Genomic DNA, 21342 nt, shown 5'->3' with positions numbered 1-21342 from the left:
TCGTTGCCGCGCGATCATTGCGGCAAGCCTTTGTTAACCCTAATAATGTGTAATCAAGCTGTCGTGGTGTCGTAAACGAAAGCTTGGTCCCGTGAACGCAACCGGTCAGTCCGCAGTCTTCGGCAGGCGCAAGGAACCCCACACCGTCATCATCGCCCGGGGCAACGAGATCAGGCACTTCACCATCCGGCCCTGGCTCGCGGCATTCATCGGTTCAGCACTCGCCGCCATTGCCATCGGATATCTCCTGGCCACGTCCTATCTCGTGCTGCGCGACGACCTGATCGGCGCCACCACCGCGCGCCAGGCGCGCATGCAGCAGGCCTATGAGGACCGCATCTCGGCGCTTCGCGCCCAGGTCGACCGCATCACCAGCCGACAGCTGCTCGACCAGCAATTGATGGAGACCAAGGTCAGCGAACTGCTTGAGCGCCAGACGCAGCTCAGCCAGCGTCACGGCCGCCTTGGCCCTCTGCTCGAACGCGCCGAGAATGAAGCCGCAACGGTGCCAGCCGAAGATCCGGCAGCGCCTGCCAAACCCGACAAGCACGCCGAGGTGACCGGCAGCATCAACGAGCCTGCGCCGAACTACGCGGTCGCCAGCCTGAGCGCCGACCTCGGCGCCGCCGACACCAGGCCGTTCTCCTTGTGGTCGACCCGCACCGATCCGCTGCCCAACGATTCAGCCGCCGATCGCGCCGACAGACTGTTCGTCTCGATCAACCAGTCGCTGAAATCCATCGAGAACGAACAGCTCACCCGCATCAGCACCCTAGCGGACAATGCGTATAAGAGCGCCGATGCCATCCAGCAGGCGCTGCAGGCGGCCGGACTGCCGGTCGACGGCGATTTCGGCAAGAACGAAAGTGACGTCGGCGGCCCCCTCATCCCGCTCGACAGTTCGATGATCTTCGACAGCAGGGTCAAGGAGCTAGACGAAGCCCTGGACACGCTCGACCAACTGAAGAAGGAAGCGCGCCGGCTGCCGCTTGCCAACCCCGCTCCTGGCCACTCCGTCACCAGCCCGTTCGGCGTGCGCACCGATCCCCTTCTCGGCACCGCCGCGCTGCATTCCGGTATGGATTTCAGGGCGCCTGTCGGAATGGCCGCGCGGGTCACCGCGCCCGGTGTCGTCACCAAGGCCGGCTGGAACGGTGGCTATGGCCGCATGGTGGAAGTCGACCACGGCAACGGCTTTGCGACCCGTTACGGGCATCTCAGCGAAATCGACGTGACCGTCGGCGAGAAACTGGACGCCGGCGCCATCATCGGCAAGACCGGCAGCAGCGGCCGCTCGACCGGCCCGCATCTGCACTATGAAGTCCGCCACAATGGCGAAGCGATCGATCCCCTGCGCTTCTTGACTGTAGGCAAGAAGGTCGCGCGGTTTCTCTGAGACAATCAGAGCCGGGGCATTGGCGCTCCATATTTCTGATTCCGCTCTGCCGGCCGGCGCCCCAGGCAGTAGCCACTCTATCTACGGGTTCGATACGCCGGCAATCGGCCAAGAGCAGCAGGTCAGCAGGTCCTGACCGGGCCATCCATGGGGCTTGGCCCATTTGTGTTCGGCGCTGATTTATTTTTGAATTCCATTTGACTGAATAAATCTTTGATGCGACCTTGCGTCAGCTAGGGGCACAATCCATGGCGCTGCGGGGGACCAATCAAGAGTTCGGGCGGCCGTACAACCGGCGCATCGTGCTCGAGTCCATCCGCCTGCATGGCCCCATTGCCCGAGGCGATATTGCCAAGCGCGTCGGGCTTACCGTCCAGACCGTGTCGACCATCGTTCGCGAACTGGAGGACCAGGACTACATCCTCTCCGTGCGCGAGGAACCCAAGGGACGCGGGCTGCCTCCAACGACGCTGCGCATCAATCCAGAAGGTGGCTACGCCGTTGGCATCCATCTGACGCCGCTCGGAATAGATGCGGCGTTGATCAACCTCAGCGGCGATGTCGTCGAGAGCACGCATCGCGAGGCGCCCAACGCGACGCCGGACCATGCCTTCGAACAGATCGGCGCCATGGTTCACGATCTCGCCGAACGGCGTGCTGGAGGCCGTGTCATCGGCATCGGCATGGCGCTTCCCGGACCGTTTGGCGTGGAATCCATGAGCTTCGTCGGCCCGACCACAATGGCCGGCTGGAAGGACGTGGCGCTGCGCGAGCGGCTGACGGCGGCGACAGGATTGCCGGCGTTCTTCGAGAGCGACATGGCAGCGGCCGCGATGGGTGAGCGGCTCTACGGCATCGGCGCCCGCCATTCCGAATATTATTATCTCTATTTCGGCGTCGGCCTGGGCAGCGCCATGATGCATGACGGCAACGTGCTGCGTGGCGCCTGGGGCAATGCCGGCGAGATCGGACATATTCCCGTCGTTCCCGACGGCGAGGTCTGTCCGTGCGGCAACCGGGGCTGCCTCGAACGCTACCTCTCGCTCGAAGCGCGAGGACGCTGGACCGGCAATGACGCCGATTGGGTGACCGAAGTCACGCCGATCTTCCGCAATGCCATCGCCATCATCGAAAACCTCTTCGACCCCGAGACGATCGTGCTCGGCGGGTTGGCGCCGCCGGACCTGCTCGAGCGCCTGGCGCGGGCGGCGGCGCCGCTGCACAATTCGGTCGCGACCCGTGCCGACCGCGACACGCCGCGTGTTATCGTCGCAAGCGGCGGCCAGCAGGCCGTGCTGCGCGGCGCGGCGGCCCTTGCCATTGCGGGTGTCTTCTCGCCGCGCTTCGGCCAGATGTTCACGGCCGAGCGCGAGCGCGGTCGCGATCTCCTGGCCGCCAAGGAGATTGCCGCATGAGCGAACCGCTGCTGGTGCTCGACAACGTCACCAAGAATTACGGCGCGATCGAAGCGCTGAAGGGCATCAGCTTCTCGATCGGCAAGGGCGAGGTGGTGGCGCTGCTCGGCGACAACGGCGCCGGCAAGTCGACGCTGGTCAAGATCATATCAGGCGGGCTGGAGCCGACCTCGGGCCGCATGCTGTTCGAGGGCAAGGAGTTTCTTGCCAAGTCGCCGGCCGAAGCGAAGGCGGCGGGCATCGAAACCGTCTACCAGGACCTTTCGCTCTGCACCAATGTCGACGTGGTGGCGAATTTCTTCATGGGCCGCGAGATCACCCGTAAGATTTTCGGCATTCCCGTGCTCGATGAGCGCGCCATGGAGGCCGTCGTCGGCAAGGCGCTGGCCAGCGCCGGCACTCGCATCCCCTCACTGCGCACCAATGTCGAGCACCTTTCGGGCGGCCAGCGGCAGGCCATCGAGCTCAACCGGTTCGTGCACTGGGGCGGCAAGCTGGTGCTGCTCGACGAGCCGTTTGCCGCCCTTGGCGTCGAGCAGACGCGGCGCGGCCTCGACATGATCCGCCAGGTGGCGAGCCAGGGCATCGGCGTCGTCATTATCACCCATATCATGCAACAGGCCTTTCAGGTCGCCGACCGGATCGTGGTGATCCGGCAAGGCGTCGTGGCGGGCGATGTCGCGCGCAACAAAACAAGTCCCGATGCGGTGATCAACATGATCACCGGCGAGACGCTTGCCGGTGCCGGACCGGGAGGCTGAGGGACAAAGAGGGGTCCGGCTTAACAGGGAGCCAAAGACATGAAGCGAATACTTCTTGCTGTCTTCGGTATCCTGGCACTGGCCTTTGCCACGCTCACGCCGGCATTCGCCCAGTCCAGGGGTACCGTCTACTACATGGTGCCGACGCTGCTCGACGAGTTCCAGACCGGCTCGGTGACCGCTCTGGAGCTGTTCCTGAAACAGGTCGGTTACGACATGAAGACGCTGAACGCCGACAACAAGACCGACGCGCAGCAATCGCAGATGAACGACGTCATCGCGCTGAAGCCGAAGGCGATCATCCTGGCGGCGGTGGACTTCAACGCGCTGAAGCCATCGATCGAGGCGGCCCGCGCCGCCGGCATCCCGGTGGTCGAGTTCGACCGCCAGATCACGTCGACAGCTTCCGACTTCACGTCGGTGGCGGGTACCGTCGAGATCGGCCACATCGCCGCGGAGCAGGCGGAGAAGCTGCTGAAGGCGAAGAACGGGTCGGTCAAAGGCAAGGTGCTGCAGGTGCTCGGCGATCCCGGCGACCCTTACACGCTCGACATCCAGAAGGGCTTTGAGGAGAAGATGAAGGCGTTCCCGGACGTCAAGATCATCTCGCTGCCGGCCATGCAATGGGAAGCAAGCAACGCCGGCACGATCGTCGCCGACCAGATGCTGGCCAATCCGGACATCGACCTGATCTTCAGCCATGCCGCACATCTCTCGGTCGCTGCCGTCGCCTCGCTCGAGGCCGCCGGCAAGAAGCCGGGCGACGTTATGCTGATGAGCTCGAACGGCGCTCCGGTCGGCCTCGACCTGATCCGCAAGGGCTGGCTCAACGTCGAAGTCGAGCAGCCGCTCTACGCGCAGGCGGCGGCCGTCGCCATGTTCATGGACAAGGTCGCCAACAAGCAGGAGATCAAGCCCGGCGACTACACCGTGCTCGGCCTGAAATCCGTCGTCACCAAGGAAACCTGGGGCCCGAACATCAAGATCCCGGGTGCCGCCATCACGAAGGAAAACGTCGACAATCCGGCCTTCTGGGGCAACCAGAAAGCGCCGACGGACACTGTTAAATCGGTCGAATAGGCCGTCGCATAAGCGGCTCCGGGCCACCCGGTCCGGAGCCGCTCTCCGCAACTCCAATCCGCGCAAGATCGTCACCGAAAATTGAGTTTCGGGTCATGCGCCAGCCGGATCAGCCATGAACCTCCGCACGCGCCACGCCCTGGAGTTCGTCCTCGACAACCTCGTCTGGTTCATGCTGGTCTTCGTGCTGGTGGTCTTTTCCCTCTTCATCCCGAACTATTTTCAGCTCGGTATCTTCGCCAACATCATCGAGGCATCGAGCGTGCTCGGCGTCATGTCGATCGGCCTGGCGCTGGTCATCATCGCCGGTCACATGGACCTGTCGGTCGAATCGGTTGCCGCGCTCAGCGCCATGGCGGTCGGCATCCTGTTTTGTTCCTCGGGCATCGGCCTTGGCATTCAACTGCATCCGGAATGGCTGATGGTGCCGGTGTCGCTGCTGCTGGCATTGGCGGTTGGCGGCTTGATCGGCGCCTTCAACGGGTTTCTGGTGGTGCGGGTGAAGATGAGCGCCTTCATCATCACATTGGCGTCCTACATCTGGGTGCGCGGCCTGGTGCTGGTCATTTCGGGTGGCCGCTCGGCGCAGGATCTGGCGCCAGCCATCCGCTGGTTCGGCATCCAGCGCCTGATCGGCCTGCCGCTCACAGCCTGGATCGCCATCGCCTGTTTCGTCGTCTTCTCTCTGATCATGGCCAAGACACCGTTTGGCCGGCATCTGGTGATGATCGGCGGCAACGAGACGGCGACTTTTCGCGCTGGCATCCGGGTGAACCGCAACCTCGTGATCGCCTTCGTGCTTGCCGGCGCCATTGCCGGCCTTGCCGGTTGGCTGCTGGCGATCCGCACCTCCGGCGCCACCGCCAATCTCGGCGTCGGCCTGCTGTTCAACGCCTTCGCGGCGGTGGTCATCGGCGGCGTCAGCCTCAAGGGCGGTGTCGGCACCCTGCCCGGCGTCTATGCCGGCGTGCTTCTGCTCTCGGCCATCAACACCGCGATCAACCTGATGGGGCTGCCGGCCAACTTCACCCAGGTGATCCATGGCCTGCTGGTGCTGGCCGCCGTGCTGCTCGACGCCTTCAAGCAAACCATTCGCCAAAGACTCGCATGAGAGGACGGCAGGCATGACCGGACGACTGAAAGACAAGGTGGCGCTGATCATCGGCAGCGCGCGGGGCATCGGCAAGGGCATCGCGCTGCGCTTCGCCGAAGAAGGCGCGCAGCTGTTGCTCGCCGATACTGAGGTCGAGGCCGGGCAAGCGACAGCGGACGAACTCGGCGTCCCCTTCATCCGCACCGACATCTCGCAAATGAGCGACGCCGAGGCGGCGGTGGCGCTGGCGCTGAAGCACCACGGCCGCCTCGACATCATCGTGCAGAATGCCGGCATCTATCCTTGGCAGCTTATCGAAAACACCAGCGCCGACGACTGGGACCGCGTCATGGCCGTCAATCTGCGCGGCACCTTCAATGCCAGCCGCGCGGCGCTGGTGCCGATGAAGGCGCAGCGCTTCGGGCTCATGCTCTACACCTCCTCGATCACCGGTCCGCATGTGACCAGCCCGGGCCACGGCCACTATTCGGCCAGCAAGGCCGGCATCAACGGCTTCATCCGCGCGGCCGCGCTGGAATTTTCCGGCTACGGCATCACCGTCAACGGCGTCGAGCCCGGCAACATCCTCACCGAAGCGATTGAGCTGCATCGCGGCGCCGCCTATATCAAGAACATGGAGGATTCCATCCCGCTCGGCCGGCTCGGCAGCCCCCGCGACGTCGCCAACGCCTTCCTGTTCCTCGCCTCGGACGACGCGAGCTACATCACCGGCACGACCATTATCGTCGACGGCGGCCAATTGCTGCCCGAGGGCAATGATTTCCGGCTGCTGCCGCCTTGAGAGCTCAGGTCGGGCGAGGCAGGAGAGATCAGCCCAGAAGAGGCCGGTCTCTCGACCGATCCCGACGGCCCGATCCTTGAACAGCGCACAGGCTTTGGCGAGCACCTGCAAGGCCAACGGCCTCTTTCCGCGATCGCACCATAGGCCCGAGCGGCCCGCCCGTTAGCTTATCTGGCGGCGGACCTGCTCCGCCTGGCCGGCGCCTTACCCCAAGCCCCCCGCCCAACGGGCGCCGGCCATCATTTTGGCTAACGCTTCTTCGGAGCCATCTCTTCAATCCGGGCCTTGTCGCCGATCTCCTTGGCCATCGACGGCGCTTTGGCTTTGGCTTTGTCTTTGGTAGTCAGCACAGTGCGCCAATGGGCTTTTCAAAAACGCTGACGCCATAGGTCGTGCCCTGCTTGCCGGTCATGTCTTTCCCGACCGTGAGTGAAAGCCCGCGCCTCTGGCGGAGGACGCCGGGCCGATCGGAGACCCGATCTTCGGCAGGCGATGGAGGTGTCACCGCCTTCCGCCAGCATCAAACATTAGCCATCGCTAAAGCTTCCGCGCCAACAGCAGGTAACTCGGCTTCCTTCCCTGTGACCTCCCGCGGGGGATATCGTTCGATATATATCGAATGGTGAATAGATCGCCCTCGCTAGGAGTCTTATAATTCCAGAAGGCCCGGGGCATAATACGTCTAGGGAGAAGTATCCAATGAAAAAGCTCACTACGATCACAAAGGCTATCGCGCTTGCGGCCGCCTCCCTCGTTGCCACGGGAGCCGCTCTCGCTGGCAGCGAAAACTACGGCTCCAACCAGCCGGTCGCCACTTCCGACGACGTCGACAGCCCGTCTACCGCGTCGATCGGCGAGCTGTTCACGTCTGAGCAAAGCGCTGACAGCACGACAGTGCAAACCCAGTCCGCCCCCCACGAATCCGGCCAGGGAATTTGGGGCCGCTAAGATGCGGTGAAGGAAGCGTTCGACACAGGCTGTCTGGCTCGGCAAAGAAGAAAAGATCTGGCCGTCTTCGAATTTGAAATTCATCAAGGCTTAAAGGCACACCAGGGCGGGGACATCCATCCCCGCCCCTCTTCTCAGGATTTATCGTCCCAGAAATCCTGCCGGTCAATTTGGCAGCTGTCCGCGCTACGTCACAATCGCTCACAGAAATTCTGAAACCAAAGGGCTCCGTTAAAACCGGCAGAGGTGATAGCCTCGTCACTAAAGCGGAGGGGTAGAATGCTCAGACAGGCCTTTGACGAAATCACAGCGGATCACCTTCGTCAGCTTGTTGAGAACGGGGTGGAGGAAAGCCGGACTCTGGAATTCAAAGCTGACTACGGTCATCCCAATGGACGGTCACGAACGCTCAATGACGAGCAGAAACGGGAACTACTTGCCGATGTGTCCTCCTTTGCCAACACGGGAGGCGGTGACCTTCTGTTCGGTATCAGGGAGGAAGCCGGGAAAGCTGTTGATGTCGCCGGATTAGATTTGGCTGATCCTGATGCGGAGCTATTGAGGGTTCAGAGCATCCTGAGGGACAACCTCGAACCGCCCATATCAGGGATAACCATCCGTTCGAGGTCTCGGCAATGGCCATGTAGTGATCGCGGTAAGGATTCCTCGCAGCTGGATCGCACCACACCGCGTCAAGCCGAACCACAAGTTCTGGGCACGACACAGCAATGGGAAATACGCGATGGACGTGACCGAACTCCGTCAGGCATTCACCTTCTCTGAGACCATATTTGAACGGATCAAGAGGTTTCCATTACACCGCCTAGCGATGATCGAGCGCGGGGAGACCCATTCCCACTATTGTCTGGTCCGCTAGCCGTAGTCCACATCGTTCCTCTTGTCTCATTTACCGCTCCACCTGAAATCGCCTTCGGCACGAATGAAGCCGGGATCTCGCCACCGGGTGCGTCCACAGGTGGCCGGCACATCCGTTATTCACTGGAAGGATTTATAAGTGCAGGAGGGAGCCTCAACGACAAAGGAGAACATGCCGGCTACGGTCTTCTCTTCCGCAATGGCATTGTTGAGGCGGTGGACCACCTAGGTCACTATTCAAAGCAGACCGATTTTGTATACGCATCTCAGATTGAGGAGACGCTCTGCTATAGTGTTCCAAGCTATCTGGAACGGCTCGCGAGAGAGAATGTTGACGGCCCCTACTACATCCTTGTCAGCCTGATCCGTCTCACTAGCCATCGGCTGAACTATGGACAACACGAGACGATAAGCGAGCCTAGGAGCCGAACACCGTCACCCAATGTGCTCTTGCCCGAGCGCGTTATTAACGGAGCCTATGATATTCAGGATGCGAGAAAACTGAGCGACCTCATCCACAATGCCTTCGGCCTAAAGCAATCTCATGGGTTTATTGAAAAAGATGGTGTGCTGAGGTTGAGACGATAAAGACAGTTGGAACGGCCCCGGTCTGGTCAGTTCTGGCGGACGCATCCTAGGCGGCTTGTGTCGGGCTCATACGCATAAACGCCACATTGAAACACCTCACCAGTCCATCGGTCCAACACGATGCTTGTTCCGTATTGAGATGGCTTGGTGTCGTATCGGTACATCCAACCACCCATGGCAGCGGTGGCCAATAAGGCTATGGATACGGCGATTTGAAACGGGCTCATTCTGGTTCCCTTCAAAGGCCATCGTAGTTGACAAAGGTTATGGTCTGATTAGCCCTCATTGAAGGATTTGGACGTGGAAGGGAAACCCTGCCTGCGTACCTGGACCTGATATTTTTGTCCCTGTGTTTGCGGATTGAAGTCATGACAAACCTTTGCTGTGACCAGAGTGTGACCAGCAGCCAATTCGTCGATCTTCAGGAGGGATCATCCCAAGGATTCCACAAGGAAACCAAAGGGATGGAATGGTGGGCGATGACGGGCTCGAACCGCCGACATCTTCGGTGTAAACGAAGCGCTCTACCAACTGAGGCGATATCATTTAGCGATATTCCCCTCATAAAATCAAAGATATAGCTCTTTTCCTCAATAGCCAGAAGCTGACCGGATCGGTTGCTGTCACAGCACAGTCACACCGGAGCTAAGAATGGCTACTCTTCGCAAGCGTAACGGCAGATGGCAGGTCCAGGTCAGACGCCAAGGCTTTCCTATCCAATCGCGCTCATTCCGATCGAAGGCAGATGCCAACGAATGGGCGAGGCTGATTGAACGTCAGCAGGACAGACAAGAGCTTGGTCCCGACCGAAAAGCCCTGAAGTCTATCACCCTTGCTCATCTTGTCGCCCGATACAGGGACGAAATCGTCCCCCAAAAGCGGGGGTCGGCAGTCGAGACGATTCTACTAAACCGCTTCCTCCGCTACCCGATCTGCCAGAAGACGCTGAACGACCTAACAACGGCTGACTTCGCGGCCTACAGGGATCAACGGTTGAAGGAGCCTAAGCACCGATCAGACAAGCCGGTCACTCCCAAATCGTTGAAGCGTGAGCTTTCTCCCCTCTCCCACATGTTCCGTCATGCGGTAGTCGAATGGGAAATCCCTCTGAGAAATCCGCTCGACGGGTTGAAGCTCCGAGTGGTCGACAACAAGCGGGAAAGGAGGCTCCTGGTTGGTGAACTCGACAGGCTTCTCGAATCTACAAAGAAGGGTCGGAACAAACTAGTCGCACCTATCATTCTGTTTGCCCTAGAGACGGCCATGAGGCGTGGAGAGATACTGACGATCCAGTTCCGCCATGTCGACTTCGGACGCCTCTCCTTGGTCATCCCCGAGTCAAAATCGGGCTATTCGAGGGTCATCCCACTGACGAGGCGGGCCGTTGCGATCTTGGAGGCCCTACGGCTAGAAGATGCAAAGCCTACGGACCTAGCCTTTCCTATCACACCGATAGCCTTGAGACTCCAATGGGACAGGCTGACTGCACGGGCCGGGATAGACGGTCTAAATTTCCACGACCTTCGGCACGAGGCCATTTCTAGGCTGTTCGAACTCGGTCTGACCGTTCCTGAGGTTGCCTCAATTTCAGGTCACAGGACGCTCGCTCAATTGATGAGGTACAGCCACGCCAATCAGGAGACAGTAAGAACCAAGCTTCAAGGTCCGGAAACTGGCGAATCCTCTCACCATTGACCGACAACTAATCCCCGTTGCAGCGTTAACTAACCGACCTCGAATCGCTCAGTCGAGGAAGCGGGCGTCCCACCAACACATATCTGAGATGCCTTTTGGGGGGGGAATATGCTGAAATCACCAAGACCGGTCGCATTTGAAGATCCCAACCTGGTCCCTACAGATGACGTTCTGAAGGCAATTGGCTATATTGCAGTTGTCGCCGCAGGAATAGAAGACTGCCTGCATGCCATGCATTGGAAATACGCAAATCTGTCTGAAAAGTGCGGTCAGATCGTGACGGGAGAGATGCGCCCAAGCCGATTGACTCAAGATATAATTAAATTGGCACAGGCATCTAATGTCCATAGGATCATAGTGGAAGATTTGAAGGACATATTCCACGATCTTAGGGAATTAACTGCGTCGCGTAATCAATTAATTCATTGGATATGGGACAAAAGCGGCAATGACTCTCATGTACTATACGCTCCATTATACAAACCGGAAAGAACGGAAAGGAAATTCACGACAGCAGAGCTTGACTCGTTGGCGCAAGATCTTGCTTGGGTCGAAATCCGGATAGAAACGCATCTTCTGCCTGAAGGCGATCTCAAAAAGAAGCGCGAAAAGCTCGGACATGAGCGAGACCTATATGCGCCTGCCCCTTGGCTGGGATCATCCTGAAACGAAATGAAGTAATAAGCCCTCGGTGTAGCTGGTCCTAGCCACTACGCGGATGGTTGGCGATGAGAGGGGTTGAACCTGTAACCCCTACAATGTCGATACAGTGCTCGCCCGCTGAACGTCGCCTTCGCTCCTGTCGAAAGATTGCATTAATTCAACCGCTTACGAAGTCTACGATCTTTCTTTGCTACACTCAATCCTTAACAGGAAAAAGCGCTCAGCTCGTCTCTACGTCCGCGAGTTCGCCTTGAGATCTGGCCACAGGATCCTCGCTCAATTAATGAGGTACTCACGCGCCACTCAGGAGACTATTAGGGGGCAAGCGCCAAGCCAGGCACTTCCAAGACAAGCCCGCAGGAAAAGATTTTGAAAACCGCAACAAGATCAATTCAGAGTGATAGCAACCGTCGAACGATCATGTACCCTGCCCAGTTGCACAATCTCCGTTAGTGCAATTCTCTGTGCTTCAAGACATATCCACCCTTGACTTCCCATGACATTCTGACGCACGGATTGAGCAAGTTTTCTTGGGATCGTCGGGATGGGACTTGCAGATGACAGTTGGGGTGGAGATAGTCACCGGCATTTTAGGGTCGATTATATACGACGGATTGAAGCGCCCCTACAAAGGTTTAGTTGACGCTGTCGCGCGGAGAAAAAACATAAATCGCGCACTGGGAACTCAACCAGATCTTATATCGAAATCAAACGCAAATCCTGCGATACAGGACATTATCAAAGTCATTGGTAATGACAATGGATTATATGATACAAACGTCGCGACTTTTCTAGAGGAAGTAGAACGAAGCGCTATACCTGACGCATTGAAGCAGTTCGCTCTTTGTGGTCATGACTCATCTGCTGTATTCCCGGCCTTCGACTTGATCTACAAATCATATGATTTGCTGCCATTTTCGAGTAAGGCCCTTTTTGAAGCCCTATTCGTAGCTATTAGCACCCGACTAGAGCAAGCGGTTGAAGAGAAGGTCCTATTCGAAGCCTTTAAAGCTCATAGCGGTGATTTGGCTTCGCGTATTGATGCCCTAAGCGCCTGTCTTCGTAATGCAGGATCGTTGTACCCACTTCCAGCATCTCAGTTTGCAGACTTGCGTATCAAGATTGCTAAAGGTGTAGAAAATGGGAACCGACAGATTAACGTTGAGACAACGCAAGGAACGAGAAAAGTAAACATATTGAAACTTGTTATACCTGCGCGGCTAAACGCTGTTGGGAGCAAAGCCGACATCCCTTCTCCACATCGAGACTATCCCTACTCAAAGCAACAATCGACTGGGTATGTCCCTTTTCGTAGAGCATTTAACCGCGCGGTAATCTTAGGAGATCCCGGCGGGGGGAAGTCGACGCTTACGCAATTGCTCTGCTACGATCTGGCCTCTCAAATCGGCTTAGAATCTACAACTCCAAGGCATCCGCTATTTGATTCAAGAGATCTTTGCCTTCCATTGAAGGTCGTTCTCAGGACTCTTGAAAAACGGCAGCAGCAAAACCCATCATATAGCATCTTCGATTATTTTATTGATGAGATAAAGGTTTATTGCGATAATAATGAAGATATCGCCTCTCAATTTCTGAAGCAGCTATTTACTCTAGGCGAAGGTATACTTTTGTTTGATGGGCTAGATGAGATTTTAGATATTGGCTCAAGAAGAGCTATGGCTGGTCTTATTGAACAGTTTACGCATGCGTATGCGTCTTGCCCCTCGCTTGTCACTTCTAGAATTGTTGGCTATAGAGACGCACCACTTAGCGAGGAGTTCCAAGCGTTTACTTTATCTAGATTCAATACAGATGAAGTGCGAAAATTCTCGGAACTCCTTATCCGAGCTGTCGCGGGCGTGACGTTGGCTGAAGCGAAGAAGAAAGCTGTGGAATTTCTGCGGCAAACTGAAGCAGCCGCAGGAGACCTCCGAGAAAACCCACTTCTTCTTGGACTTATGGTTTATATTTTTAATGCACGGGGAGAGGTTCCAAGCAATCGTCCAGAGATATACAAGGAGTGCTCGCTTTTAATGTTTGAAAAGTGGGATCAGAGGCGCGGCATTATTTTTCAATTTCCCGCAGATTTTGATCTTCTAGATCTCTTTGGTTATCTCGCAGCTGAAATATTTGGGAACGCAGAAACCGAGGATGGCGTTTCAGAGAGTTGGTTGAGCGATCGTCTCAGATCATTTTTCAATATGTGGTATGAAGACAGGGCTCGATCAGTAGCTGCGGCTAAGGTACTTGTTGAATTTATTACGGGTCGAGCGTGGGTGATGTGTGAGATAGGCCCGGGGGTGTTTAAATTCACTCATAGGACATTTCTTGAATACTTCTTTGCTAGGCGCCTTGAGGAAGAAGCGGGAGGTGTAGCTCCTCTAATTCAATCCCGATTGATATCCAAGGTGGTAGACGCGCAGTGGGATGTGGTCAGCCACTTAGCCGTTCAGATCGCGACTTTCCGAAGTGGGCCAAAGTCAGTTCAGGCTCTCGATGCTCTGCTAAAATATGGATTGGATGCCAGAAACGAGCCGAAGCAGGAACTTAATTTCCTTACGTTTGTGGCGCGGGCACTCGAATATCTCACTGTACCCGAGTCTACGCTGAGGGAAGCTGTCGATTTCATTTTCTCTCGAGTCGTACACTTGGGATCTGTCTTTAATCTAGAGGCGATCGAGGTTATCCATGACGTTCTTAATTCATGCAGCCGGCGCCATGGCTACGTAGGGACCAGGCTCGTCCAACTCGCTAAGCCGATATTGCACGGTACGAGTTCACCCGCGCGGTCTTTTACCTTGTACATGATAGGTGCACGGAACTCCGGGTATCGGTCCCAGCGTTCAGGTTTCTATGCTCCCTCTGCATTGGTTTGGGAGACCTTTGAGCGGAGCCGAATTGAAACTAAGAAAGACCAGTGGGAGCGAGCTAAGATCGATGCTGTTGAGGCAAGATCCTATATCTACGTCTACAATGACAACATTGTAGAATTGTATGAACGGTTTAAGCTGCCACTGGTTTTCATGTTTTCGTCATCTTTAGTGCCATTTACAATTGGTGCATTGCCTTACTTTATTGTAGCAGCAGCGGTTTCTGCGCTTCAAAAACGATCGGATCGCAATTATTCTGAGTTTTCATTCAACAGGGAGCAAGCATCTGCCATCCTCAGCATGTTGTCAGAAGACTTGTTGCGAATTTGGCAGGAAGACAGGTTAGGGGAGGTAATTACAGACAGTCAGATATGGCGCGCTCATGGTTTGATAGACGAAATGATGGGACTTTTTCATCTGAAAGATGCATCAGGGAAGAAAATTCGTCATGACGATGAGGCTATGGCAAAGGCCTTCTTCATATACATTATTTTGTTCTGGAGTGAGTTGCGGATGGAGAAATTGGTTGAACGCAACCGTGTCAATATTGGTAGTGACAGGGCGGCAAGCCATTTGCTTTCCATTCTGGTCGATTACTCGGCCCTTCTTGACAAAAATGAAATGGGCAAGGCGACACGCGAGCTTTTAGACGCCATTTCTGCTTCACTAACAGACAAGAATCGCAAAAAAAGGACATTGCCAAAGGCTGGCGCTTAGAACGATACGAGGACGCTCAAGCTTCTGAAGTGAGATCACTTCATGGGAGCCGCAGGATCTCATCCGACGAAGTTTTTATAATGTTGTGTGCTTTCCCGATCGATATATTATATTTTTGCGCAATCTGCCTTGTCGTCTTTCCTGTTTTTCTGTCGGCAATTATCTGTTCTGTATTGAGAAGTTTTGTTGGCCTTCCCAATTTGATGCCTGCTGCCTTCGCTCTAAGCAATCCGGCCTTCACTCTCTCTTGGATCATCGACCGTTCAAATTCAGCAAACACCCCGGTCATTTGAAACATCGCTTTGCCAGACGGGGTCGTAGTGTCGATCGCCTGTTGATGCAGATAGAGGTCAATCCCATGAGCGTGAAGCTCGTCCAGAGCAGTTACAAGCCCTGCCAAGCTCCTTCCCAAACGTGATACGTCCCAAGCCATGACCACATCGAATTTGGCTCTGACCGCGTCTTTCAGCAACTGGTCATAACCTGGGCGTTTGTCTCGACCCTTTGCGCCGCTGATACCCTCGTCCTCGTAAATGACGGTTATATTCCACCCTTTAGCCTGCGCAACTCGTTCGAGTTCCATCCGCTGATTGTCGGTTGTCTGCTCTTTCGTGCTCACCCTCAGATATAGCGCTGCCCGTTTCATGTTTAGCGTCCCCGTTCAGAATACACTCCATTTATGAACATCCGATTGGGCTCGTTCAAAGTCAAGGAAATCAACGGGTCAGCTGAAGGAATTTCACAGGGGTTTTATGAACGGCTTGCCGATGCAGCATCCCAAGTCTGTTCGGCGCAATCTGTGAGGGAGCAGGGACCTAATAGGTTTACAGAGCGCCTCGTGCAAACGTATGCATCAAACCGCCACCCACCCCTTCATTTTCTGCGCTGTAAACCTTTTCCCTAAAAGCGTCATAGAACCTCAGGGAACAGTCATCGGCATCATGAACCGGTGAATCCAAGGGCCGCTGGGAAAAGCCGAAGGTGGTAGGCCGGGGGGTACCGGTATCGTATACGGTCTCTGCGCAATTTGGGAAATTCCGTTTTGTAAACCTACGCACAATCCGCAGGGGGCAGCTGACGCATACGCTCGAATCAGAGGGATGAATCGGCCGGTCAGCTAGCCCTATTCCTTGCCGTCTGGCGGCTTCAGAAGCTCCCATGCTTCAACCTGGAGCACGACCGAAAGCTTCCCGAGGAACTTTAGGCTTGCGTAATATTTACCCTTCTCGATCTGGCTAAGGTAACTCCGGCTAACCCCTGCATCATACGCAAGGTCGTCTTGAGACAGCCCTCTTAGGTGTCTCAATCGGCGCAAATTCGCAGCAAGCACTTCCCGCAAGTCCATGCGGGAAACGAACCCAGTTGCTCAAAATACGCACCTCGATATATTAAACAAAAGTCGTGATCGGACAGCGGGAGAACTGCGTATGAAGTGGGCGATCGCCATAGCCTTGCTCGGAATGTCTTGCACCGTATCGCTGGCTGATGGGCCTTCCACCATGATGGGGGTAGGGAACACCGCCTGCGCTGAGATCCTCCGATGGGGCCCGACTGACCAAAACGATAGCGGTGACATGATCCTGTCCTGGGCCGATGGCTATTTGAGCGGGATCAACATGGCTCATGTGTGGTGGGAGCAAGTCTTGCTTGGGAAAAACAAACAAGCTGAACTCGTTGAGGAAGCAGGAGCATACACGAGGCACGATTTATCGGCCACATCGGTCTCAGAACAGCTAGCGTTTATACTAAAATATTGCGATCAAAATCCGCTTAAGCCACTTAGCGAGGCAGCTAGAACGCTGTATCGTGAATTGCCGATAATACCCGACACCATCGTTCCCGCTCACTAATCGAAGGGAAGAAGCGTGGAATTGTAAACTTTTGAATTCTAATTTATATCGGTATGTATCTCAAATCGTAGCTTCACGCAGTTTTAAATTTATATTCGCCATATGTCTTGTCGTGGCAATAGAAGTCCTTAGGAGCGCCCCTCCTATTTTCGGCTATGTGTATGCCGAATTATGATTACGGCTCTGTACGGGCTCCTGTGTGTCATATAGAGGCATAATGACTTTATAACCTGTATAAGCTGCAGTTAATAAAAGAAATGATGCTCATGGCCCCATGTTTCACCTCTGGCTTGCAAGAAGGCGGCCTTGCGGTCGCGGTAGTTTTCGTACTGAGGGCGCTGCTCTAGCTCTGCGATCCAATCAGTTAGATCTCGTACACCAAGCCGGTCCAGTTCTATCGCCTGCGCCGGCAGTTGCTCCAACCACGTGGGATTGGCGTCTACATTAATGTCAAAACCCAAACGGCGCCTGTAGGCAGCAACCATCACCTCTCTGAGGCGATCCTGGCGGCCATCTTCAATGACAAAGCTGTCGTGAATGGGGAGAACTAGGGTTCCTTCGTCCATCATCGTGAGCATGACACTCTCGGCAATGTCTGCATCCCTCTTTTGAAGCCTGATGCCTTCGCCTGTGCCGAAATACTTAGCGATAGGCCGATGCTTCTCTCTCACTGCATCCATGAGTTGTCGCCAGGTCCATCCCACAGGAAGCTCGGCTTTTTTCGCTGAGCGTATCTGCCCATCGGCATTGACTATTTTGAATACGGTCCGCTTGATTAACTTGCGGTATGCGTGGGGAATGCCCTCAATCTCATATGCATCGCCCTCAAGCTCCAATCCCTCGTCGGCATACAGCATGACGATCTGCATGTTTGAGTAGTCCAGTTCGGCAGTCGGATAGCCGTTGATCGTCAAATGCCTTCTGAGACGGCTGGGCACCCCCTGCCACCAACCACCATAAAATCTTCCTCCATCAGTAAAGCGCCCGTTGTTGAATACGCGGTACAGCGTGTTTCTCCATAGAATGTCGAGATCCCAGCGACGATCGTCTTCATCACCAAACTCGTCAGGTTCATCGTCCACCAGCCTTGAAAGGTCTCGGAATTCCTCGTTAGAAATGAGTATGTCTAGCCAGTGATGATCGAAAAGGAATCTGTTGTACGTTCTCAGGTTAGCTTCCATCCGCATGGTATCGTCAGTTGGTTCGTAATTGAGAAGGAGGGCTGAGCCTCTGGCAGGCTTTTCACCTTTCAGCCTTATTGAAGGCAAAGGCTCCGCTCTGAAGAGATATGAAAGCAAAGGAGATTGGGGGTTGTCCCTTAAAGTGTTCCTAATAATACCCGCCGGATCAATATCGTGTTGTATTTCCTCTGGTATATTATACTCTTCTAGTTCCGATACCAGCCTTATCGTGGATCTGAATCTTGTGGTATATCCGATACCAGCAATAGAATCAAAGTTACCTCCCCTCTGTTCAACATAGCTGGGGAGATCATTAGACAGGTAATCCAAACAATCTTGAATTGCTCTCCTGTTTATTCTCAAGGGATTGTACGGGCCTGTTGGATAACCATCATTGCTTCGATCTATTATTACATATCTATTCTCGTCGTTTAAATGAGATTTATATAGATTAGCCACTATTACACTTAGTGCATTTCTCAAATTTCCGACTACGTCAATCCTGTCTGCTCTTCCGGCCCTGACCCTCACCCTTTCCGCCATCTCGTTGACAAATCGATCAAAGCCTTCGCCGAGCCGTAAGTTCCTTCTTAGCCACTTGGCATGGCGAAAGTCGTCAATAGTCGGAGTTCGGTAGGGCATTTGGATCGATCCGTAACTTTTTTCTGTCCAGTTTGCAGCGGACGCTTTTCGTATCAAGCATCAGCGTTTCGTAAGAGCATTGTCGTGTCGCGATGTCCGCTAACCGATGCCACTTCGGGCATAGTGAAGACCTCGCTCAAAGAGCCTGCTGATGGCTTCGTGCCTCAGATCATGGAAATGCAGAGTTTATCCCTGCTCGGCCCGTTAAACAGTCCCATGACAGCCCTGGGGCATTTGCAGCCGTCGATGGGGCCCATTTTCCTTCTGTGACACCGCCTGGGAATGGGGATTGTCCTCCTGGTTTACCTCACCAAAGCCCTTTCGATCATCAAGAAGCGCCAGTCGTCCCTGTCACAATGGGGTCACAACTGACAGCGATTCGGTCCGAATTTGGCGGGCGATTAGCTCAGTAAGTCAACTTGTTTGACGTGCGACCTCAAAATGTCGTAGATTGCGCAAGCAACTGATTTTTCAGCGTTTTGGGAGCAGAAGAGCGCTATTCTTCTAAGATTGGAATGGTGGGCGATGACGGGCTCGAACCGCCGACATCTTCGGTGTAAACGAAGCGCTCTACCAACTGAGCTAATCGCCCGCTCCGGGCCGGACCTTTAAGCGGTCGGGATCGGCTTCGCAAGGCCAAATGAGCGTGGGGCGCCCCGGTTGCGGGCCGTATTTGCGAACAAAACGCCGGCTGTCAAAAAACCTTCTCCAGTTTGCCGTTATGATGGTTTCGTGCGCTTGACACCCAGTGGCGAACCCCTTATCCACCGCCCCAACGACGAACACGGCTGACACGTGCTCGTCAATGCGCGGGTGTAGCTCAGTTGGTTAGAGTGCCGGCCTGTCACGCCGGAGGTCGCGGGTTCGAGCCCCGTCACTCGCGCCATTTCCCTCAAGGATCGCGATCCTTGGCACCAGGGAAATGTCGACATGAATTGTCAAAGTCCTCTTTCAGAAACGATGTGCCGAAGACCTCGCCGGCCTGGCGTTCCCTTTGACACCTGCCATCGTTTGCTGGCTCGATCAGGAACAGCCAGCCCCAAAAACACCACCGACAATGTGGAAAGACGCGGCTCCAATAGGCTGACAAGCGACGGCCGATGCGGTGGAGCAGGCCGGGACGAGCTATCGCTGCGAATCCACTTGCGGATTCGCCCACAAAGCGCTCGATTCATGTGCAGGTACTAAGGTACTAAGTTGCAGTATGTTGCGGGAACGGCATGGAGGAGACAATGTCAATTGCACCAAACAATTCTCTGCGCACGATATTCACGCTAATTTGCCTGGGCGGCGCGACGACGGCCGCCTCCGTCCTTTTCCCCGCCGCCGCGTCGGCCGACCGGCTGCAGCGATGCGCGCGCGAGGGCGGAATCTGCCGCCTTCCGTATCCCGCAGAGGTCGTCTACGGCGCCAACGGCCGTACAACCTCGCGCTATTTTGAGCGAAACGCGGTACCCTGTTCGAACCGCGTGTTCGGCGACCCCGCGCCAGGCCAAGGAAAATCATGCTTCATCGTGATGCGCGACCGGGGCGAGTCGAATGACGATTACGATCAGCCTCGCCGCGACAGTTGGGCCGTCTGTGCCGAAGAAGGCGAATTCTGCGACTTCTATGGCCGCAAGGTGGTCAGGTATGGCGCGCGCGGCCGGTTCACGCAGGACGTGTTCCGCAACGGTGTCGAATGCGACAATGATGCATTCGGCGATCCCGCGCCCGGTCAAGGAAAGCGCTGCTATGTCAGGCAATAGCTTCTTCACACCGCTGGTCGCGAGCCATCTGGGCTAGAGCAGGCTGGGCGTCACGGGCGCCCGGCAAACTCTAGGCAATGGGTTTCAGCCCTTGGCCAGCAGCAGCTCGACTTCCGGCAATGTCGGCATCGACGGTGCCGTGCCGTGTCGCGTCACGGAGATGCCAGCTACGGCGCAGGCAAAGCGCACCGCTTGCAGCGGCTCGACGCCTCGCGACAAAGCGGCGGCAAAGCCCCCATTGAAGGCGTCCCCCGCGCCGGTGGTTTCGACCACGGGACCGGCACTGATGGCGGGAACATGCTCTGAGCGGTCCTTCGCGTGCAGCAGCGCGCCCTTGTCACCGAGCGTGACGATGACCGTGCCGACGCCCTTTTCGAGCAGCTTTCCGGCAGCGGCTCGAGCGTCGTCAAGCGAGGAGACTTTCAGTCCCGTCAATTCCTCCGCCTCGGTTTCGTTGGGCGTGAGATAGTCGCAGAGCGTGTAGATGTGTTCGGGAAGCTTTGCCGCCGGCGCCGGATTGAGGATGGTCGTCACCCCTGCCCCGCGTGCGATCTCCAGCGCCCTGAGCGCCGCGTCGATCGGCTGTTCGAGCTGCGTGACAAAGACGCCGGCGCCACGGATCAGATCGGCATTGGCCTCGATATCGGCTGGCGAGATCAGCATGGCCGCACCGGGACTGACGATGATGGCGTTGTTGCCGCTTCCCTCCTCGACGAAGATGTAGGCGGCGCCCGTATAGCTGTCCGGCGTATCGATGACGGCGCTTTTCACGCCGGCATCCTTCCAGGTCTGCTTGGCCATATCCGCGAAGGCATCGACACCAAGCCGGGTCAGGAAGGTGATGTCAGCGCCGAGCTTGCCGGCGGCCACCGCCTGGTTCGATCCCTTGCCGCCCGGCCCGAGCTTGAAAGAGTTGCCGAGGATCGTTTCACCCAGCCTCGGCTGGCGATCGGCGCGGTAAGCGGTATCGGCGACGAAGACACCGAGGATAACGATCGGCTTGCCCAAGCCCATGCC

The 21342-nt window shown here is 56.1% G+C and carries 18 protein-coding genes and 2 tRNA genes; 15 read left to right on the top strand and 5 right to left on the bottom strand.

Annotated features, from left to right (window positions below):
- Positions 1–91 precede the first annotated feature (91 nt).
- From JT360_RS11690 to JT360_RS11635, 12 genes are all read left to right on the top strand, one after another.
- Positions 92–1396, top strand: a complete 1305-nt coding sequence (locus tag JT360_RS11690; protein WP_214471774.1) for a M23 family metallopeptidase — start codon at positions 92–94, stop codon at positions 1394–1396.
- A 248-nt stretch (positions 1397–1644) separates the two neighbouring features.
- A complete protein-coding gene (locus tag JT360_RS11685) occupies positions 1645–2811 on the top strand; it encodes an ROK family transcriptional regulator (protein WP_214471773.1) in 1167 nt (388 codons plus the stop codon).
- Entirely contained in the window at positions 2808–3572 is a 765-nt protein-coding gene (locus JT360_RS11680) for an ATP-binding cassette domain-containing protein (RefSeq protein WP_214471772.1), read from the top strand. Before JT360_RS11685 ends, JT360_RS11680 begins: the two co-directional genes overlap by 4 nt.
- Before the next feature lie 39 nt (positions 3573–3611).
- Positions 3612–4652 (top strand): sugar ABC transporter substrate-binding protein, encoded by a 1041-nt coding sequence (locus tag JT360_RS11675; protein ID WP_214471771.1) that lies wholly within the window; start codon positions 3612–3614, stop codon positions 4650–4652.
- A gap of 115 nt (positions 4653–4767) precedes the next feature.
- A complete protein-coding gene (locus JT360_RS11670; protein WP_214471770.1) occupies positions 4768–5763 on the top strand; it encodes an ABC transporter permease in 996 nt (331 codons plus the stop codon).
- 13 nt (positions 5764–5776) lie between these two features.
- Positions 5777–6547 (top strand): SDR family NAD(P)-dependent oxidoreductase, encoded by a 771-nt coding sequence (locus tag JT360_RS11665; RefSeq protein WP_214471769.1) that lies wholly within the window; start codon positions 5777–5779, stop codon positions 6545–6547.
- Positions 6548–7246: 699 nt separating this feature from the next.
- Complete coding sequence (locus tag JT360_RS11660; protein ID WP_214471768.1) at positions 7247–7495, top strand: DUF680 domain-containing protein; 249 nt, start codon at positions 7247–7249, stop codon at positions 7493–7495.
- A gap of 279 nt (positions 7496–7774) precedes the next feature.
- Positions 7775–8278: an AlbA family DNA-binding domain-containing protein gene (locus JT360_RS11655; RefSeq protein ID WP_214471767.1), complete on the top strand. Its 504-nt coding sequence runs from the start codon at positions 7775–7777 to the stop codon at positions 8276–8278.
- Positions 8279–8356: 78 nt separating this feature from the next.
- Complete coding sequence (locus JT360_RS11650; protein ID WP_214471766.1) at positions 8357–8959, top strand: hypothetical protein; 603 nt, start codon at positions 8357–8359, stop codon at positions 8957–8959.
- Between the two features lie 651 nt (positions 8960–9610).
- Positions 9611–10654, top strand: coding sequence for a tyrosine-type recombinase/integrase (locus JT360_RS11645; protein WP_214471765.1), 1044 nt, complete (start codon positions 9611–9613; stop codon positions 10652–10654).
- Between the two features lie 108 nt (positions 10655–10762).
- On the top strand, positions 10763–11320 hold the full coding sequence (locus JT360_RS11640; protein ID WP_214471764.1) for a hypothetical protein: 558 nt from the start codon (positions 10763–10765) through the stop codon (positions 11318–11320).
- A 548-nt stretch (positions 11321–11868) separates the two neighbouring features.
- A complete protein-coding gene (locus tag JT360_RS11635) occupies positions 11869–14904 on the top strand; it encodes an NACHT domain-containing protein (protein ID WP_214471763.1) in 3036 nt (1011 codons plus the stop codon).
- A 40-nt stretch (positions 14905–14944) separates the two neighbouring features.
- On the opposite strand, the gene JT360_RS11630 is transcribed toward JT360_RS11635, so the two are convergent.
- Both JT360_RS11630 and JT360_RS11625 read right to left on the bottom strand, forming a co-directional pair.
- Positions 14945–15550: a recombinase family protein gene (locus JT360_RS11630; RefSeq protein ID WP_214471762.1), complete on the bottom strand. Its 606-nt coding sequence runs from the start codon at positions 15548–15550 to the stop codon at positions 14945–14947.
- Between the two features lie 477 nt (positions 15551–16027).
- Positions 16028–16249: a helix-turn-helix domain-containing protein gene (locus JT360_RS11625; protein WP_214471761.1), complete on the bottom strand. Its 222-nt coding sequence runs from the start codon at positions 16247–16249 to the stop codon at positions 16028–16030.
- An 82-nt stretch (positions 16250–16331) separates the two neighbouring features.
- On the opposite strand from JT360_RS11625, the gene JT360_RS11620 reads away from it, so the two are divergent.
- On the top strand, positions 16332–16754 hold the full coding sequence (locus JT360_RS11620; protein WP_214471760.1) for a hypothetical protein: 423 nt from the start codon (positions 16332–16334) through the stop codon (positions 16752–16754).
- Positions 16755–16999: 245 nt separating this feature from the next.
- On the opposite strand, the gene JT360_RS11615 is transcribed toward JT360_RS11620, so the two are convergent.
- Entirely contained in the window at positions 17000–18577 is a 1578-nt protein-coding gene (locus JT360_RS11615) for a hypothetical protein (protein WP_214471759.1), read from the bottom strand.
- Positions 18578–19093: 516 nt separating this feature from the next.
- A tRNA-Val gene (locus tag JT360_RS11610) sits at positions 19094–19169 on the bottom strand.
- A 217-nt stretch (positions 19170–19386) separates the two neighbouring features.
- Here JT360_RS11610 and JT360_RS11605 point away from each other — a divergent pair.
- Together JT360_RS11605 and JT360_RS11600 are read left to right on the top strand one after the other, a co-directional pair.
- Positions 19387–19463, top strand: a tRNA-Asp gene (locus tag JT360_RS11605).
- Between the two features lie 346 nt (positions 19464–19809).
- A complete protein-coding gene (locus JT360_RS11600) occupies positions 19810–20325 on the top strand; it encodes a hypothetical protein (protein WP_214471758.1) in 516 nt (171 codons plus the stop codon).
- Positions 20326–20409: 84 nt separating this feature from the next.
- Here JT360_RS11600 and rbsK read toward each other — a convergent pair whose 3' ends face one another.
- Positions 20410–21339, bottom strand: a complete 930-nt coding sequence (gene rbsK / locus JT360_RS11595; protein WP_214471757.1) for a ribokinase — start codon at positions 21337–21339, stop codon at positions 20410–20412.
- Between the last annotated feature and the right edge of the window lie 3 nt (positions 21340–21342).

The organism is Mesorhizobium sp. dw_380 (genome assembly GCF_018588885.1).
In the GTDB taxonomy this organism is placed as follows: domain Bacteria; phylum Pseudomonadota; class Alphaproteobacteria; order Rhizobiales; family Rhizobiaceae; genus Mesorhizobium.
This window is presented reverse-complemented; position numbering and strand designations above follow the sequence as displayed.

What these genes read in the sequence shown, in the direction of transcription:
- JT360_RS11685 (WP_214471773.1), top strand. Translation starts at nt 1,645, where the DNA reads ATGGCGCTGCGGGGGACCAATCAAGAGTTCGGGCGGCCGTACAACCGG.
- JT360_RS11680 (WP_214471772.1), top strand. Translation starts at nt 2,808, where the DNA reads ATGAGCGAACCGCTGCTGGTGCTCGACAACGTCACCAAGAATTACGGC.
- JT360_RS11675 (WP_214471771.1), top strand. Translation starts at nt 3,612, where the DNA reads ATGAAGCGAATACTTCTTGCTGTCTTCGGTATCCTGGCACTGGCCTTT.
- JT360_RS11670 (WP_214471770.1), top strand. Translation starts at nt 4,768, where the DNA reads ATGAACCTCCGCACGCGCCACGCCCTGGAGTTCGTCCTCGACAACCTC.
- JT360_RS11665 (WP_214471769.1), top strand. Translation starts at nt 5,777, where the DNA reads ATGACCGGACGACTGAAAGACAAGGTGGCGCTGATCATCGGCAGCGCG.
- JT360_RS11660 (WP_214471768.1), top strand. Translation starts at nt 7,247, where the DNA reads ATGAAAAAGCTCACTACGATCACAAAGGCTATCGCGCTTGCGGCCGCC.
- JT360_RS11655 (WP_214471767.1), top strand. Translation starts at nt 7,775, where the DNA reads ATGCTCAGACAGGCCTTTGACGAAATCACAGCGGATCACCTTCGTCAG.
- JT360_RS11645 (WP_214471765.1), top strand. Translation starts at nt 9,611, where the DNA reads ATGGCTACTCTTCGCAAGCGTAACGGCAGATGGCAGGTCCAGGTCAGA.
- JT360_RS11640 (WP_214471764.1), top strand. Translation starts at nt 10,763, where the DNA reads ATGCTGAAATCACCAAGACCGGTCGCATTTGAAGATCCCAACCTGGTC.
- JT360_RS11630 (WP_214471762.1), bottom strand. Translation starts at nt 15,550, where the DNA reads ATGAAACGGGCAGCGCTATATCTGAGGGTGAGCACGAAAGAGCAGACA.
- JT360_RS11625 (WP_214471761.1), bottom strand. Translation starts at nt 16,249, where the DNA reads ATGGACTTGCGGGAAGTGCTTGCTGCGAATTTGCGCCGATTGAGACAC.
- JT360_RS11620 (WP_214471760.1), top strand. Translation starts at nt 16,332, where the DNA reads ATGAAGTGGGCGATCGCCATAGCCTTGCTCGGAATGTCTTGCACCGTA.
- JT360_RS11615 (WP_214471759.1), bottom strand. Translation starts at nt 18,577, where the DNA reads ATGCCCTACCGAACTCCGACTATTGACGACTTTCGCCATGCCAAGTGG.
- JT360_RS11600 (WP_214471758.1), top strand. Translation starts at nt 19,810, where the DNA reads ATGTCAATTGCACCAAACAATTCTCTGCGCACGATATTCACGCTAATT.
- rbsK (WP_214471757.1), bottom strand. Translation starts at nt 21,339, where the DNA reads ATGGGCTTGGGCAAGCCGATCGTTATCCTCGGTGTCTTCGTCGCCGAT.